Source organism: Fibrobacter sp. UWB7, from assembly GCF_900142945.1.
GTDB lineage: Bacteria > Fibrobacterota > Fibrobacteria > Fibrobacterales > Fibrobacteraceae > Fibrobacter.
This window is the reverse complement of sequence record NZ_FRCO01000004.1, coordinates 83664-100161: the sequence shown is the minus strand read 5'-3', so window position 1 is coordinate 100161 and position 16498 is coordinate 83664. Positions and strand designations below refer to the sequence as shown.

Below are 16498 nucleotides of genomic sequence, written 5' to 3'. Positions count from 1 at the left end.
TTACAATTTGCCCAAAAAAACTAGATTTTGCCACGTTTTTCAAAATGTAAAGAATTGGAAATGAGAAAAATGAAAAATAAATCCATCAAGCTTGGTCTTGCAATTTCTGCAATGGCTTTCTATTTCGCCGGTTGCGGCGATGACCTGTTGTATTCTCAGGATGGCAACCAGTTCACCACGGTTTCTTCCTTGAATGACGATGACTGTAGTGAAAAGACCGAAGGCTCCATGGCCTTTGTGAAGTCCGAGGCTACGATGTACGTGTGCTCTGAAGGCGAATGGGTCGCCATGAACGACCACGAAGCTATTCAGTACCGTTGCGAATCCAAGGAACTGAAAGATAAGTCCGGCTTTGCCATTGTTTGCGATGGTGGCGATACGATTGGTGTTGTCCACAATGGTAAAGATGGCGCCAACGGTAAGGATGGTGCTGATGGTAAGGACGGTACGAATGGTAAGGATGGTGCCGACGGCAAAAACGGTACGAACGGCACCAATGGCACGAATGGTAAAGATGGTGTCGATGGAACGAATGGCACCAGCGGAACGAACGGATCTAGCGGAACGAATGGTAAGTCCGCTTACGAAATCGCGAAGGATAACGGTTTTACAGGTACCGAAAAGGAATGGCTTGAATCCCTGAAGGGTGAAAACGGCAAGGACGGCACTAATGGTAAGGATGGCAAGGATGCCGATATGGACGCCATCAACAAGGATATTGACGCCAAGTTCAGCAGCGCCTCTGCCAAGAGCCAGAGCGAAATTGACGAAGCTCTCCAGAATTTGAGCAGTGCTTCTGCCAAGAACCAGAAGGACGTCGATGACGCCCTCAAGAACTTGAGTTCTGCAACGGACAAGTTCGGCGAAGATATCGACAGCAAGTTCAACGACGCCTACAGCAGCTGGAATGCAGAACTAGAAGACAAGTCTTGCGCCATCGTCGATACGGTTCGTGACAACGAAAAGGCTATTATCACCGTGACAATCCGTTGCGGCGAAGCCGAAACCAAGATGGAAATCCCGTTCACGCCCGTGAACGAGAATCTCGCCAAGGTGTACAAGAAGCATGTTGTCGTGCGTTTCCCGGTGCAGGCCAACAAGGAAACAAAAACCAACGACATCTATGAAGAAATCTGGAAGAACCTCAAGGGTGGCGACAATGCAGAACTTACCGTGACGGATCTTGACGAAAAGTTCGCCCCGAGCGGCAAGGTGTTTATGCAGGACTTGTTCGCCTCTGCCAATAAATCCTTTGTGACAATCGAAGAAACCAACGAAAAAGCGGTGGAATACAAGGTTGCACGCCTCGAAGGGGATCTCGACATCACGAACCTTACGACCCCGGTTGTGAAGCTCCGCGTTAAGCTGAACTTGAGTAACAACGCTTTCGGCGCCTTTGGCGGATTTGGCTCGAACGCAACGGATGTCATTTACAACGCCTATGCAGACTTGTCCGATGCGTCCGATACGGTTGTCATCGACTTCTTGACCGACTACAAGGCCGCCCGCGTAAAGAAGTTGGTTGACGATGGTAACGGTTTTGGTGTTGCAAACGAGCAGGCAAACAAGGACCTTGCCCACGCCCTTTATTTGGAAAACAGCGAAGAATATCCGTCTTTCGAACATTATGCCCCCGATCAGATTGGCCTGGCCGAAAACTTCAACAGCGTCGTGTGGGTGATGGCCCTCATTGACCAAAAGGACAAGACTCCGGGTTTTAACTCGGTCTATAACGCTTTCCGCAATGTCTTTGCTGAAAACGGCAACTTTAACACCGCCGTCAATACGACTTACGCAGGCAAGGAACACAGCATGTTCTTTGTTGATTACCTCGCTTTGCTTATCGACGCGAACTTCTTCAAGTGGAACCAAATGCAGCATGGCGACTATACTGCTGAAACGAATGTCTGGAGTGGTACGGATGCCGTCTATTACAAGATTTTGCAGAATGGATTTGTGGAAGCCTATAAGCTTAAAGTCGAAGACGCAAAGGTTTTCAATGATCCGTCTGGCTATAGCAGCAAGGTGTATAAGTCTGATGTCGAAGGGGGATATTTCCGTTACTTTGAATATATCGAAAACGAACAAGTTTGGTATCCTATAACACTTTGGGCTGTAGGTGTTGCAACGGTGGAACAAGTTTGCGATGCTGACGCAGTTAATTCGACCTTCTTCTATAGCTTTGAAGGTCTTGATGAAAATGCCGTTTGTGAATGCGACAATGGAAAATGCTACTGGCAAGATACTGAAAATGTATGCTTGGGCCGTAATAAAGGAGATAAGGGATCGGCGTTCTTTGACGGGGAAATTCAAGAGTATGAGTGCGAATGTGATCTATCAGCTTCTTCTACTTGCGATGCTCTTGTGCCAGGTATTCCGAACTCTTCGAACTCTGTTGCATCCTCTTCTAGCGCTGCAAGTGGCATGACTCCGGAAGAACTGGCCAACAATCCGGAATCCAAGCTTTACCTCGGTGAATGCAGCGCTACAGTAAACGAAGGCAAAGAAAAGCTGTTCGACTACAAAAATGCGGAACTAGCCACGACAACGAGCAAAATAACCCTTGTATGTGATGGCTCCAAATGGAGACAGAAAGATGATCATGATGAGAAATATGGAATATGTTCAAAAACTACGATGGAAAAGGGCGAAGTCAAGGCAGAAACTGGTTCCGATTATTATAAGTGCGATTACCTTGATAAACAGGAAAAATACGAATGGATCGCTGCTGATTGGCAAGAAGTGTATATTGTTAAAAAGGCTTGCCATTATGGCTATGTCAATGAAAAATTGGTTACTGAATCCGGTTATGAATATGTTTGTGAAGAAAATTCTGAATATACAGACAACTGGGGTAACCATAGCCATGAATGGCGTGAAACGACTGTTGATGAATATTGCGTGGGTGATCGCGTCGAGGCTACAGTGCAGAAGGTTGAAGACGAAGACCTCGGCGAATCGACCTTCAACGAAAAGTGTAGCTACCACGGTTCTACCTATGCGAGAAACAATACTGCTAGCGGGGCCAAGAAATGGGTGTACTACGGTAATTTTACCAACGAAAGCACAAGAAACAGCGCCCTCTTGCTCTTGAATGGTTATAAGGATAATATAATTTACGCTTGTAACGATTGGGTCAACATCTACTGTGAGCCTGATTCTGTAGAAACCGTGCAGAGTAAAATTGCCTCGAATATGCCAGAAGTCGAAAAACAGAAATGGATTAATGTCCTTTGCAACTATGGCGATTACAAGCGTGCTAGTGGCTACGCCGACGGCATTGCCTTTGAAGTCAACGTAACGTTAAAGAGTGGCGAAAATCCGAAGACGTTTGTCGCTAGTGCCAAGAGAGATGATTGGCACGAACCTACCTTTGAGGATATCTATGGCGAATGCGATGAAGATAAGATGAAAAATCAAACCAAAGTAGCTGTTTACGGAGGGGAAAAATACAAGTGTAACTACATTTCTGGAGTTTCCAGCGGATACTCTTGGGTTAAAGCAAGCGATTTGGATGAAAACGCAACGCTTGGAATTTGCACGAGTAATCGAATGAACGAAAAAGATGTCGCTATAGTCGGTGACGCATACTATGGATGTCTTTCTAATAATAACGTAGAAGGAATCCCCGCAAGTTCTTCCTCCACAGATTGGCTAGTAATTGATGAAAAAGAGTACCTTAACGCCAAGCTTGGTATTTGCGATACCGATGGAGGTGATACTAAAAATATTACAGACATTAAGAGCGAAACCCTCAAGGATGGTGAAAGCCTCAGTTTCAAGTGCTCTATAGCTAAAGAAGTCGTAAATGGCGATGGTAAGTGGGTTGACGCCTCCACAGACATTGCTCTCGACAAGATTTGCAACAGAGATAACGAAAAAGCAACTGTTACCAAAGAAAGCGTAACCTATGTCTGTGCGTACAAGGATGAATCATCCATGTATCAGTGGATTACTTCTGATGAGTACTGCGAAACTCATGGTGAAAATTTGACTTACGGTGGGTATCATAACAATCCGCGTAGTTCTTCTAGTATGTCTCACTGTGGTGGATATATTGAATGTCAAACGGAAACCGACAAGAAAATCTGCCATGTCGGTACCGAGTCTTTCGTCAAATTGGAGAGCATGTGGCAATCTGTGGCAGAATATTGCGAAGACCATTCTACAGGTTCCGCCTGTGAATTTGTCAATCATGTAGGTGAAGATATAACTGAGTCTACTCTTAGGTATTACGAACAAACGGAATACTACGTAAAGACAAATCAAGTTTATAAGAAAGCAGAAACTGTGGAAGAATATTGCGATGCGTTTAATCCGGAACATAATAAGACCTGCATATTTAATTTTGCAGTTTACATTTATTGCGAAGGTTTAAATAAATGGGCTGGGTGGTGCCCGACCCGCTGATAGAAATTGTACTAGAATATGAAAAAACTTACCCTTATACTTGCACTTGCGCAGGCGGCGGTCTTTGCACAGACCGGCCTCCTGGGGGGTAAAACCGGCCTCCACCAGCAAGATGCGAATACGCTTGGATTTTTTCACTTCCGTTTAGGGACGGGCGGTACAATTGCGACCGATAACTGGGGTTACACCCGTGGCGCCTTGTTTACGGACCAACATGGTCGTACCCAGGAACTCGATGTGTGGGATGCCCGTATGGAAAAGGGCCGCATTGACGGCGCTTTGGCCGGTAACTTTAACTTTGCGTTTGGCCTCCGTGATGACTTGGATATCGGCGTGAGCCTCCCGATTTACTACGACCACGCAAAGGATTACTCTGGCGAAGCGATTCGCGCTCACATGGGCAAGGGAGGCCTCGGCGACTTGCAGTTCTATGCCAAGTACCGCACGCCGCACTTTTTTGGCCCGGATTACATGAAGACGGCCGCTGTTGTGGATTTGACGGTCCCGACTGGCTGGAGGGGCGTGGGTATTCGCCCGCGTCACGCCTGGTTCCTCGATAACGAAGGCGGCCCGACGTATGCCTACACGGCAAACAGCGTGATGCTCGGCCTTACGGGCGTTGTCGCCGTAGACTATACCAAGAAGGGAGTTCCGCTGACGTGGAATTCATCCCTTGGACTGATGATCGGCTTTGGCGATGCCTCGAATACGCTCGTGTATAGCACTGGCGTGAACCTGGAAATCAACGATTACATCCAGCCGTTCCTCGAATTCAGTGGCGAAATGCGCTTTGGCAACGATGCGTATCCGTTCAGCCCGATTACCGACCCGATGGTGCTCACGCCGGGTATCAATGTGAAGATTCCGTTCTTCAACATTGACTTTGCTGCTGGTATCGATATCGGTATCGGAAACCTCGTGGATGGCTATGACCGCAAAGACGCCATGGACAACTGCAAGGATTTCCAGATCAAGTTCAAGGGCGAAACGGGTTACAGGGCTAGCTACTGCTATGTTGCCCAGCCGCTTATTGCCGGTATCGCAAAGCTCACGTGGACGTTTGGCTTTGACGGCGACGACGACAACGATGGCGTAAAGAACCGCAAGGACAAGTGTCCGGAAACGTTCCCGCCGATAGTCGTGGACGAAGACGGCTGCGGCATCGATACTGACGAAGACAAGGTCTTTGACGGTCTCGACAAGTGCCCAGATACGCCGAAGGGTGTCGCCGTGGATTCTGTCGGTTGCCCGCTGGATACGGACGAAGATACGGTCCCGGATTACAAGGATATGTGCCCTGAAACGCCGAAGGGCGTCAAGGTAGATTCTGTCGGCTGCCCGCTGGATACGGACGAAGACACGGTCCCAGATTACAAGGACCAGTGCCCTGAAACGCCGAAGGGCGTCAAGGTTGATTCTGTTGGCTGCCCGCTCGACACCGACAAGGATGGAGTCTTTGATGGGCCGGACAAGTGCCCGGATACGCCGGAAGGTGTCGCCGTGGATGCTGACGGCTGCCCGCTCGATACCGATAAGGATGGCGTGCCGGATTACAAGGACAAGTGCCCGAATACGCTCCCGGGAATTCAGGTGAACAAGCGTGGCTGCCCGCTGCGCCGCAAGGAAGACCTGGATTACCTCAAGAAGGGCATCCAGTTCGAATTCGACTCGGCAAAGCTTTTGACGTCCAGTTACCCGACTTTGGACGACATCATCGCTCTCCTGGAAAAGATTCCGGAAGTGAAGCTTGAAGTCCAGGGCCATACGGATATCGTGGGTACCGAAGATTACAACCAGAAGCTTTCTGAAGACCGCGCCCACTCTGTGACGGATTACTTCCAGTCGAAGGGTATTGCTGCTGAACGCCTCCGCGCCATTGGCTTTGGTACTCGCGTACCTGTTGCTGATAACGTAACGGACGAAGGCCGTGCCAAGAACCGCCGCGTGGAACTCATCCCGTTCGGTTACTACACCGAAGGCGATAGCACCGTGGCTGCACCGTCTGATTCTCTGTTGAACGACAGCACTAGGGCAAATGTCGACAGTGCCGCCGTGAATGGAACAGCAAATCAGGGAGCTAAGGTGGCGCCCGAAGCAAAACCTGAAACCAAGGTAAAGCTCAAGGTGGATCCGAATAAAAAGGTAAGGTCTGCTTCGAAGGCGGGCGCTAAGAAAATACGAGCTCTCCGCGAAAAAGCTGAAAAGGCTGTCGAAGAGTTAAAAAAATAGAATTGCAAAAAGACCTGGCTGAGAGCCAGGTCTTTTTCGTTGAATTAAATGGGCTCGTGGAAGCGGGCTTCTCTCGTTTTTACCCTGCGAAGTTCTTGCCGAGAATGGCAGAGACGTTCTTGAGGATGCCTTCGGCGACGTCCGGCTTGTTCATGGAATAAACGTGGACGTTCGTGATGCCATTCGCGTAGAGGTCGATGATCTGGTCGGTGGCGTAGATGATGCCAGCCTGCTTCATGGCGTCCGGATCGCTACCGAACTTGTCCACGAGCGACTTGAAACGCTGCGGCATGAATGAACCCGAAAGCTTAATGGCGCGTTCGACCTGGTTTGCGTTCGTGATGGGCATAATGCCGGGGAGCACCGGGCAGTTCACGCCTGCATCGCGGAGCTTGTAAAGGAAGCTGAAGAATAGATTATTGTCAAAGACCATCTGCGTCGTGAGGAAGTCGGCGCCTGCATCGACCTTTTCCTTGAGGTGCTTGATATCTTCGGCTTGGTTGGCGCTTTCCGGGTGTTTTTCCGGGTAGCAGGCGGCACCAATGCAAAAATCAGCGTCAGTGGCCTTGAGTTCGCGGATGAGTTCCACAGCATGGTGGTAGTCGCAATCACCGCGACCGTTTGCAATGAGTTCCGGCGTGAGGTCGCCACGGAGGGCCATCACGTTCTTGATGCCGGCGGCCTTCATGTCTTCGATGCGCTGGTGGATGGTTTCCTTGGTGCTCGAAATGCAGGTGAGGTGGGCGAGCATCGGAATGTTGAAATTGTACTTGAGATTCTTCGCAATTTCGAGCGTGTACTGGCTCACGCCGCCGCCTGCGCCGTACGTGACGCTCATGAATGCGGGGTTAAGCTTTGCAATCGCTTCGGTGGCTGCTTTAACATTTTCAAAACTCGTTTCTTTCTTCGGCGGGAACACCTCGAAGGAGAGGCTCATCTTGTCTTGCTTCAGGATGTCGATAATCTTCATTGTATCTCCGTGCAACGGTCGGCATTGGGCTTTGGATCCTTAGTGCAATGTCGAATGTTACGCTTTTTTTTTTGTTTATGCAAATATTTGAATTCATGCATAAATGTAGATAAAATTCCCGACAATGGCAACGGGGAATGCGTAAATTTTTTGGAGAGATGGGTTTTGATTCGTGCGAAAATTGACGAAAAATCAAATTATTTACTATATTGTGTGCTCACAAACGCCGTCGTAGCTCAGTTGGATAGAGCAGTTGCCTTCTAAGCAACGGGTCGTGGGTTCGACTCCCGCCGACGGTATGAAAAAGGCTCCCGCGAGGGAGCCTTTTTCATACTTGGTGCTTTTGAGTTACTTCTTCAAAATCTTGTTCAGCGTAGCGCGCAAATGGTTCATGTTCGCTTCGTTGAGTGTTTCGTAGCGGTAGAACGTGCCGTCCTTCTGCACGAGGTAGACCACCGGGATGTAGCCCGTGCCGTAAGCCGGTCCGAACTTGCTGTCGGTGTCCTGGAATACCGGAATGACCGCGTGGTACTGGTCGATGAACAAACGGATGTCGTTCTTCTTGATGCCGCCGTTTAAACCAATAGCAATGCCGGTGAGTCCCTTGGATTCATATTCCTTGATGAGATTTTGGATCTCGGGGAAGTGCTTTTGGCAGTGCGGGCACTTCGGGCTGAAGTAATAGATGAGCAGCGGGCGGTTGCTGAAGTGGGCGAAAATAATGCCCGGATCACTGATGCCCGAAAGATGCTTGGAAAAGTCCATCTTCATGGGCTGATTCGTTGTGGTATCCATCATCAATTTGATATCGGCAACCTGCGGCTCCGGTGCGAACTGCGCAAAACCCATGACGGCTACAAAAGCTACCAAACTGAAAATGCGACTAAGCATACACATACTCCTAAAAACGTTTTTCGTTGATCCTGAAGGGGATCCCTTTTAAACAGTTGTAAAATACCAAAAAATAAAGGGATGGATTGTGATTTCTGTCAAAAAACGGGAAAAATAATGTAAAAATTGCGTTTTTTGAAAGGTTTTGCCGCCCCTCGTCTATTCCATTAATATCTTCTTGATGCTGTCGGGGAAAAATGCTGGATTTTCCATGAATTCCTGCTCGAAAAGTTCCATGATTTCTTCGGAATATTCGGTTTGCTTGCTGAGCAATTTGATGGCGTCGATTTTGGTGGCTTGGAACTTTTGCACCATCACCCAGAAGTAAATGGCGAACTCGACTTTGGTGAGGCTGTTGCCGTCGAACAGGCTTTTTTCATAGTAGCGGAATAGCAAGTAGGCGATGATTTTTTCGCCATCGCTGTCTGTGAAAAGTGGTTGGGGCGAATCTTGGCGGGCGATTTTTGCCCAACCGTTTTCTTTTAGCTGCTTGTATGCGGTGTCCCATGCGGGGCCGTAACTTTCGCCTTTGCCGAGGATCTCGATCCACGTCTGGTGGGCGTTGTCCGAAATTTTATCGGTGGCATTGATTTCGGATGGGCGTGTTTCTGAAAATTCGAAACCGCTTGTTTCGATGGCGTAGTCGAGCAGTTTGACGAGTCGTTTGTTCAGTGGCTTGCTGTGGTCGGCAAGGATTTTGAATAAATGTTCTCGTTCTTCGAAAATAGCGTCGCGAGCTTCGATGGCGTCATCGGGGATCTCGTCTGGAATTTCGTCGATTTCGCGTTCGACAAACGCAATGGGCGAGGTGGCGGAACCTTTGCTCTCTAGCAGTAAGCGTACGGCTTCTTCGCAGCAGAGTCCAACGCCCTTTTCCATGATGTCTCCGTAGACTTCCACAAATCGAGGGTGCTCACGGCAGATGTCGCACAAACTAGATTCACCGAGGTGGCAAATCATGTCGCAGAGTCCGTCTTCTCTTAAAAATGGGCAACGGTCGCCGGGGAACAGTTTGAAATGTCCGTCTTCGATGTTCTGTTGGAGCCTTTTGCCGAATTCGCCTTGAACTTTGGCGTAGCGCTTGGCGCTCTCGTCATCGATGTCGATTTCCCAACCGATGCAACAGGTGTCGGTGCATTTGCCGGCAATGCAATGGAACGAATCGTAGAATTCTGGAACACGGAGAAGCATGGAAACTTAGTTACTAGTTAATAGTTAGTAGTTACTAGAAAATTTAGAAAATAGCGCCTTGTCATCCTCTGTTAGCTTCCTACCGCCTACTTCCTACTGTCTACTAACCACCAACCACTAATCACTAACCGATAACTACTTGTAACAAAAATCTTACGCGAATATTACCTTGCGTCGGCTGAAAATTGCTGGGAGGAATGAAAATTTATGTAAAAATTTTCTTAACAAAGCCAAAAAGTATGCTTTTTTTAATCTCGGTTTCGGTTTTGTATTGCCAGTGTGGTTGAAAGTGGGTATATTTTCCACGTGTGATATGTGTTGTGGTAAAATGTGTCAAATAATATGAATTTCACTTCTTTCATAGGACAAGCCCAAACGGCTATCGATGGAAAGGGAAGGACCTCCTTCCCTAGGGAATTCCGTCGTCAGCTTTCGGCGTCCGAAGGGAATGAGTTCGTGGTCACCCGTGGCCCGGACCGCACCCTCCGGTTGTTTGTCCTTCCTGAGTTTGAGAAATTCATGGCGGACTTGGACAGCTGGTCCGACCGCCGTCAAGCCGACTTAGTTCGGAGAGGCCTCTGCCCCACAGTTGTGGAGATGGATGGCCAGAATCGCATTTTACTCCCCAAAATTTTACTGGAGTATGCCGGCCTTAAAGACGAAGTTCTTTATGTTACGGCTCGCGGTAAAGCTCTCGAATTATGGAATCCTGAACGCTATAACGAAAAGTATGGTTTGCAGACAAATGAAGCAATCGATGCTTTCTCTGCCGCGTTCTATGGTGGTGGCTTGACGGAGGGGGATAATGGCAGATAACAATCTCCGCAAGTCAGTACATGTAAATGAAATTTCGGAAGCTGCGGTCGCTGGAGTTCAAGGGAGAGAATTCTATCACGATCCGGTGATGCTCAAGGAATGCCTTGAAGGCTTGAATATCAAGCCGAACGGCACCTATTCGGACTGCACGCTTGGCGGTGGCGGCCATTCTTACGCTATTGCCCAAAAGCTGGATTCCGATGGTACGCTCCACGCGTTTGACCGCGACGATGAAGCGGTCCAGTTTGCAACGAAGCGCCTTGCAGGCGTTCTCCCCAAGTTTATTGTCCATCCGGTTCCGTTTAGCGAACTCGGAAACGAAATTGAACCGAATACACTCGACGGTGTCCTTTACGATCTCGGCATCAGCAGCCATCAGGTAGATGACTCTAGCCGTGGTTTTACGTTTGTAGGCGATAATCCGCTCGATCTCCGCATGGACCGTCGTGAAAGCGTCTCTGCGCAGGAATGGCTCCGCTCTGTGAGCGAAGATGATTTTGCAGCCGCTCTCCGCAAAAATGCCGATATGGATCGTGCGTTCAAGCTTGCCACTCGCATCAAGGAAAAAGTGGGAGAAATTACCACCGAAGGTCGCGAAGTGCTCCCGAGCGATATCAAGGCTGTTGTCGAAGCCGTATTCCCGGATAAGCGCCGTGATGCCAATAGTTTGCTTGCCCGCGTATTCCAGGCTGTCCGCATGGAAGTGAACGGCGAACTCAAGCAGATTGAAGATAGCCTCCGTGCCGCAGTCAATTGTCTCAAGGTGGGCGGTCGCTTGGTCGTGATGAGCTACCACTCCGTCGAAGACCGTTGCGTCAAGGAAACGGCGGCTGAATTTGAAAAAGCATGCATTTGCCCGGAAAACTTGCCGGTTTGCATGTGCGGTGGCAACCACCAGCGTTTGAAGAAAGTGAACCGTAAGCCGATTTTGCCCTCGGCCGAAGAAATCAACAGGAACAGCCGGGCTCGTTCTGCGAAGTTAAGGATCTATGAAAGAGTATGATCGATAATGTGCAGAATGAACCCGTAAAGTCCGGGAAGAACGTTATTATGGGGCTTGTGCTTCTGTTGGTTTTCATGGTGACTGTGGCTTGCATGTGCCCGGTGTACATGCAGAATAGTATCAACCGCCTTTATGGTAATTATTACGGCTTGAGGGAGAAGTCTAGCTTGCTCAAGCGTGAAATCCTTTTGAAGGATTTCGAAATCAACAAGCTCACTTCGATTAACCATCTTGCAAAGTTTGCAGAAAAGACGGGACTTGGATTGAATGAAGTTCCGGTAAAAATCATGATAACGGAGGGTTCGCATGAATAAGCGAAATTGGGATCCTCTGCTTTTCTTGAAGGTTTTTGTGCTTTGCGTTGTGGGCGGGCTGATTTTGCAGACGTTTGACATCCAGGTGATGAACCGTGGTGTTTACCAGGCGACTACGAGGTCGATTGTGACGCGTACAAAGAACTTGTATGCGGAACGTGGCTCTATTATGGATAGAAACGGAGTCGTGTTTGCCGAAAGCATGCGCGATACGAGTGATAATCTGGGCTATAGCCGTTTGTTCTTGCAGGGGACCCTTGCATCGCAGATTGTGGGCAAGGTGGGCTATAATGGCTCGGGTAGCATGGGCATGGAACAGATTTACAACGATAGTCTCCGTGGTGACGAAGGCATTCGCGTAAGTGTCCAGGATGCGCACCAGAAAGAGGTCTACAACCGTTCTAAGAATGTGATTGAAGCCAGGACAGGATTGGATCTCGTGCTGACGATTGACCGCAACATGCAGGAAATTGTAGAGAAGGCTTTGAAGGACGGTGTCGCTGAATTCTCGGCGAAAAACGCAAGTGCTGTTGTCGTGGATCCGTATACGGGCGAAATCCTTGCGATGGCGAGCTACCCGACATTTGACCCGAATTCCAAGAATCAGGGTGTCGATCGCGCTGCAAAGAATGAAATTGTTTCGTTGTCGTATGAACCGGGTTCAACGTTCAAGGTGATTACGGCTGCGGCCGCTCTTGAAAACCATGTTGTCAGTCCGCAGAAGGTTTATGCCAACGAAGGCAAATGCTGGAAATGGAACCCGAAGTCCGAAAGAATTTGCGATACCCATATCTATGGCGATATGGACATGAGCGAAGCGATGGTGCAGTCCTCGAATATTGTGTTTGCAAAGATTGCCTCTGAAGTGGGGGCTATGCGTATGTACAGAATGGCTCGTGCTTTTGGCATTGGCGAAAGGGCTTTTGACAACTACATTGGCGAAGAAAGTGGAAGACTTTTGAAGCCGGCTGAACTTACTCGCGACGATAGAACGCTCAAGACGATGGGCTTTGGTCATGCTGTTTCTGTGACGCCGATCCAGATGGTGATGGCTTATTCGGCTATTGCAAACGGTGGCAAGCTCATGCGCCCGCAAATTGTGAAGGAATGGCGTAACTCCAAGGGTGAAGTCGTGAAAAAGATTGAACCGATGGAACTTCGCCGTGTGATTTCTGAAAAGACGGCTGCAACCATCCGTAAAATGCTCTATCGTGTGGTGAATAGCGGTACGGCAAAGAAGGTGGCTTCGCAGAAACTTACCGACGTGTTGTTTGGCGGCAAGACGGGTACGGCTGAAAAGTACAATAAGGAAACTCGCTCTTACGATCGCAATTTGCAGGTGGCTTCGTTTATCGGGCTTGCTCCGTTCGAAGATACGCGTTATGTATGCCTTGTGCTTGTGGATGAACCGCATGGAAAGACTGTGGGTGGTCTTACTGCAGGTCCGATTTTCCGCCGCATCATGGAAGGGATTTACTACCACCCGGCAATTTCGCCGCTCGCTCATAATTTGAAACAGGTCAAGCTTGGTTCTCCGTGCGATAAGGACTTTTCCGGGATGATGGTGTCTGCGGCTAAGGATTTCGCAAAGAGGAATAAGTGCCCGGTTCGCTTTGAAGGCAAGGGACTCCGCGTGATTTCGGAACGCATGGACGGAGGACTTGTCAATGGCAAGACGCTTTTGCTCGGCGATGCCGTGGCAAAGAAAATGCCGGATTTGAAGGGTTTATCGTTGAAGGATGCTCTCGAAGTGATGGGGAACATCCGCATGAATGTTGAATATACAGGAAAAGGCCGCGTTGTCGCTCAGGAACCCAAGGCAGAAGAAGCCTTGCAGAAAGGTGCGATTTGCAAACTGACCTTAAAGGAGAAAAGCTGATGATTTCGGAAGGACTGATGCAAAAGTTGTCCGTGACGGGGCTTTGTGATGATTCCCGCCGTGTGAAACCGGGGAATTTGTTCTTCTCCATTCCGGCGGATGGCTACGAGGCTTTTGCCCGCAGCGCCATTGCGGCGGGTGCCGTTGCTGTTGTTGGCGAGACTATGGCTCCCGAAGGACTGACGTCCAAGTGGATCCAGGTACCAGATGTGAAGCTGGCTCGCCTCGAAGCTGCTAAGATTTTCTACAAGGATCCGTTCAGCAAGCTTATTTGCCATGCCATTACGGGCACGAACGGCAAGACGACAAGTGCGTTCCTTATGAATGCGATGCTCGAAGCGGAAGGCCGCAAGACGGCTCTGCTCGGCACCATCAAGAATAAGATTGGCGACAAGTCTGTGCCGGCTTCGCTAACGACTCCGGGTCTTTTGGACCTTTATGAATTTGCATCTCGCGCTGTGGCTGAAGGCTGCACCGACCTCGTGATGGAAGCGTCTTCGCATTCTCTCCACCAAGGTCGTGTTGCTGGTATCAAGTTCAGAAGCGGTCTTTTTAGCAACTTGACGCAGGACCATCTCGATTACCACAAGACGATGGACGCCTATTTCGAAGCAAAGAAGTTGCTCTTTACGAAGTACCTCGCAGAAAATGGCGTGGCTGTCATCAACATTGACGATGCTCATGGCGAAAAGCTCTTTAACGTGCTGGACTGCCGCAAGGTGGCTGTATCGAGACTTGGCAAGGCTAAGGCTGATGTGAAGCCGTTTGGCGAAATCAAGAGCACCGAAGACGGTCTCGAATTTGCGCTCCCGATGATTGCGACGGAAAAGTTTGAAACTCCGCTCTGCGGCGACTTTAACGTGGACAATTTGCTCCTGGTGCTTGCCTGGGCTCATGCTCTCTGCGTGCCTGAAGATGCCATGCGCAAGGCGATTGCAACTGTGCGTGTTCCGGGTCGCTTTGAAAAGGTCTGGAGCAAGAACGGTAAGCATGTGATTGTGGACTATGCCCACACGCCGGATGCTCTTGAACGCGTGTTGAATGTGGCCCGTAGCCTCTGCCGCGGCAAGCTTTCGACCGTGTTTGGCTGCGGTGGTGACCGTGACAAGACGAAGCGCCCGATTATGGGTGGCATTGCCGAACGCATTGCGGACAAGGCTTGGCTCACATCGGACAATCCGCGCACCGAAAAGCCTGCTGACATCATCGCTGACGTTCGCGCCGGCATGACGACGGACAAGTTTGAAGTGGTCGAAAACCGCGAAGAAGCTATCAACCGCGCTTGTGCAGAACTCAAGAGCGGTGACTGGCTTGTGATTGCGGGCAAGGGTCATGAGGATTACCAGATCATTGGTAAGACCAAACATCATTTTGACGATCGCGAAATCGCGGTGAAGGCGATGACTGATGCTGAAGCTTGATTTGACTATTGGACAAATGCTTGAGATTCTGGAAACCGAAGCTGTCGGCGTTCCTGCCCGTACCTTGAAACGCAAGGTGAATCTCTGCATGGATTCTCGTGAAAGTGCCAAAGGTGTTGTCTTTTGGCCGATTAAGGGCGCACGTTTTGACGCCCACCAGTTTGTACCTCAAATGGAAAAGGATGGAGCTCTGATGAGCGTAGTAAACCAAACCGCTATCGATCCGAATTTCAAGATGTACGCTCCGGTCGATGATACGACGAAGGCTCTCTTGAAGCTTGCCAAGGGCTATCAGAAATTTTTCAAGTTGAAGAAGGTCGCTATTACCGGTAGTAACGGCAAGACGACGACGAAGGAAATGACGAAGGCTGTACTTTCGATGAAGTACAACACCCATGCGACTAAGGGTAACTTCAACAACCATATCGGTGTCCCGATGACACTGTTCCAGCTGAAGCACAGCCACGAAGCTGCCGTTGTCGAAATGGGTACGAGTGGTCCGGATGAAATCCGCCCGCTTTCCTTGGCTACGGAACCGGATATTGCCGTGATTACGAACATTGGCGCAAGCCACTTGGAACGCCTCGGCGATTTGGACGGCGTGTTCAATGAAAAAATTAACATTGTCGCAGGTCTCAAGGAAAACGGCACGCTGATTGTGAATGCCGATGACGAACGCCTTTGCAAGGTAAAGGCGACCAAGCATTACAAGGTCGTGACTTTCGGTGTGCGTCGTGGTGTCGTGAAGCCTGAAAAGCTCAAGTGGACCGAAAACCTCTGCGCTGATTTCTACATCGGTCGTACGCATTTTGTGTTGAACGTCCCTGGTGACCATAACCTTTATGATGCTCTCGCAGCAATTGCTGTGGGTCAGGCTCTCCGCATCCCGAAGGGCGATATCGCTAAGGCTTTGGCTAGCTTTACCTCCACAAGCATGCGCATGGAAATCAAGAACGCTAACGGCTTCAAGGTGATTTCGGACTGCTACAATGCTAACCCGTCTTCGACGAAGATGGCTCTCCAGACGCTTGGCAACATGCGTGTTGAAGGCAAGCGCATTGCAGTTCTTGGCGACATGCTCGAACTTGGCAAGGAAAGTGGCAATTTGCACAAGCAGATTGGAGCTCTCGTGCCTGAAATGAATTTTGATATGCTCCTCGCTGTCGGCAAGGAAGCAAAGAAGTACGTGGAAGGTGCCAAGTCTCGCGGCATGAAGAACGTGCAGTATTTTGAAACGGTTCCGGAAGTCATCAGCGAATTGAGCGAAATTGTCGCCGAAGGGGATATCCTTTTGGTGAAGGGCAGTCGCGGTATGCACATGGAACAGGTGGTGGAAGCGCTCCTCCACATGGTGCCGGTATTCAAGGTTTAAGG

General features: G+C 49.5%; 11 protein-coding genes and 1 tRNA gene. 9 read left to right on the top strand and 3 right to left on the bottom strand.

All coding sequences use genetic code 11. From position 1 onward, the window contains the following. The first annotated feature begins 69 nt into the window (after window positions 1–69). Window positions 70–4410, top strand: coding sequence for a hypothetical protein (locus BUC30_RS12090; protein WP_244536621.1), 4341 nt, complete (start codon window positions 70–72; stop codon window positions 4408–4410). Between the two features lie 18 nt (window positions 4411–4428). Continuing rightward, a complete protein-coding gene (locus tag BUC30_RS12080; RefSeq protein WP_244536620.1) occupies window positions 4429–6639 on the top strand; it encodes an OmpA family protein in 2211 nt (736 codons plus the stop codon). Between the two features lie 79 nt (window positions 6640–6718). Here BUC30_RS12080 and metF read toward each other — a convergent pair whose 3' ends face one another. Next, complete coding sequence (gene metF / locus BUC30_RS12075) at window positions 6719–7609, bottom strand: methylenetetrahydrofolate reductase [NAD(P)H] (RefSeq protein ID WP_073425098.1); 891 nt, start codon at window positions 7607–7609, stop codon at window positions 6719–6721. 225 nt (window positions 7610–7834) lie between these two features. On the opposite strand from metF, the gene BUC30_RS12070 reads away from it, so the two are divergent. Beyond that, window positions 7835–7908 (top strand) — tRNA-Arg (locus tag BUC30_RS12070). Window positions 7909–7957: 49 nt separating this feature from the next. Here the strand turns inward: BUC30_RS12070 and BUC30_RS12065 are convergent. Both BUC30_RS12065 and fliB read right to left on the bottom strand, forming a co-directional pair. Continuing rightward, window positions 7958–8500: a TlpA disulfide reductase family protein gene (locus BUC30_RS12065; RefSeq protein ID WP_073425097.1), complete on the bottom strand. Its 543-nt coding sequence runs from the start codon at window positions 8498–8500 to the stop codon at window positions 7958–7960. 159 nt (window positions 8501–8659) lie between these two features. Beyond that, on the bottom strand, window positions 8660–9691 hold the full coding sequence (fliB, locus tag BUC30_RS12060) for a flagellin lysine-N-methylase (RefSeq protein WP_073425096.1): 1032 nt from the start codon (window positions 9689–9691) through the stop codon (window positions 8660–8662). Between the two features lie 342 nt (window positions 9692–10033). Between fliB and BUC30_RS12055 the strand changes: the two genes are divergently transcribed. Genes BUC30_RS12055 through murF form a run of 6 tightly spaced genes read left to right on the top strand, consistent with a single transcriptional unit; the run spans window position 10034 to window position 16496 of the window. Beyond that, window positions 10034–10507 carry a division/cell wall cluster transcriptional repressor MraZ gene (locus BUC30_RS12055; RefSeq protein WP_073425095.1) on the top strand — a complete coding sequence of 158 codons (474 nt, stop codon included), beginning with the start codon at window positions 10034–10036 and terminating at the stop codon, window positions 10505–10507. After that, window positions 10497–11510, top strand: a complete 1014-nt coding sequence (gene rsmH, locus BUC30_RS12050) for a 16S rRNA (cytosine(1402)-N(4))-methyltransferase RsmH (protein WP_073425094.1) — start codon at window positions 10497–10499, stop codon at window positions 11508–11510. The genes BUC30_RS12055 and rsmH overlap by 11 nt, the downstream gene beginning before the upstream one ends. After that, window positions 11507–11824 carry a hypothetical protein gene (locus BUC30_RS12045; protein WP_073425093.1) on the top strand — a complete coding sequence of 106 codons (318 nt, stop codon included), beginning with the start codon at window positions 11507–11509 and terminating at the stop codon, window positions 11822–11824. The genes rsmH and BUC30_RS12045 overlap by 4 nt, the downstream gene beginning before the upstream one ends. Next, entirely contained in the window at window positions 11817–13703 is a 1887-nt protein-coding gene (locus BUC30_RS12040; protein WP_073425092.1) for a penicillin-binding protein, read from the top strand. Before BUC30_RS12045 ends, BUC30_RS12040 begins: the two co-directional genes overlap by 8 nt. A gap of 17 nt (window positions 13704–13720) precedes the next feature. Next, window positions 13721–15124, top strand: coding sequence for a UDP-N-acetylmuramoyl-L-alanyl-D-glutamate--2,6-diaminopimelate ligase (locus BUC30_RS12035; RefSeq protein ID WP_244536619.1), 1404 nt, complete (start codon window positions 13721–13723; stop codon window positions 15122–15124). Further along, entirely contained in the window at window positions 15111–16496 is a 1386-nt protein-coding gene (gene murF, locus BUC30_RS12030; RefSeq protein ID WP_073425090.1) for a UDP-N-acetylmuramoyl-tripeptide--D-alanyl-D-alanine ligase, read from the top strand. The genes BUC30_RS12035 and murF overlap by 14 nt, the downstream gene beginning before the upstream one ends. Window positions 16497–16498: the final 2 nt, after the last annotated feature.

Excerpts from the sequence above, each read along its gene's own strand:
- BUC30_RS12090 (WP_244536621.1), top strand. The coding sequence starts at position 70 with ATGAAAAATAAATCCATCAAGCTTGGTCTTGCAATTTCTGCAATGGCT.
- BUC30_RS12080 (WP_244536620.1), top strand. The coding sequence starts at position 4,429 with ATGAAAAAACTTACCCTTATACTTGCACTTGCGCAGGCGGCGGTCTTT.
- metF (WP_073425098.1), bottom strand. The coding sequence starts at position 7,609 with ATGAAGATTATCGACATCCTGAAGCAAGACAAGATGAGCCTCTCCTTC.
- BUC30_RS12065 (WP_073425097.1), bottom strand. The coding sequence starts at position 8,500 with ATGCTTAGTCGCATTTTCAGTTTGGTAGCTTTTGTAGCCGTCATGGGT.
- fliB (WP_073425096.1), bottom strand. The coding sequence starts at position 9,691 with ATGCTTCTCCGTGTTCCAGAATTCTACGATTCGTTCCATTGCATTGCC.
- BUC30_RS12055 (WP_073425095.1), top strand. The coding sequence starts at position 10,034 with ATGAATTTCACTTCTTTCATAGGACAAGCCCAAACGGCTATCGATGGA.
- rsmH (WP_073425094.1), top strand. The coding sequence starts at position 10,497 with ATGGCAGATAACAATCTCCGCAAGTCAGTACATGTAAATGAAATTTCG.
- BUC30_RS12045 (WP_073425093.1), top strand. The coding sequence starts at position 11,507 with ATGATCGATAATGTGCAGAATGAACCCGTAAAGTCCGGGAAGAACGTT.
- BUC30_RS12040 (WP_073425092.1), top strand. The coding sequence starts at position 11,817 with ATGAATAAGCGAAATTGGGATCCTCTGCTTTTCTTGAAGGTTTTTGTG.
- BUC30_RS12035 (WP_244536619.1), top strand. The coding sequence starts at position 13,721 with ATGCAAAAGTTGTCCGTGACGGGGCTTTGTGATGATTCCCGCCGTGTG.
- murF (WP_073425090.1), top strand. The coding sequence starts at position 15,111 with ATGCTGAAGCTTGATTTGACTATTGGACAAATGCTTGAGATTCTGGAA.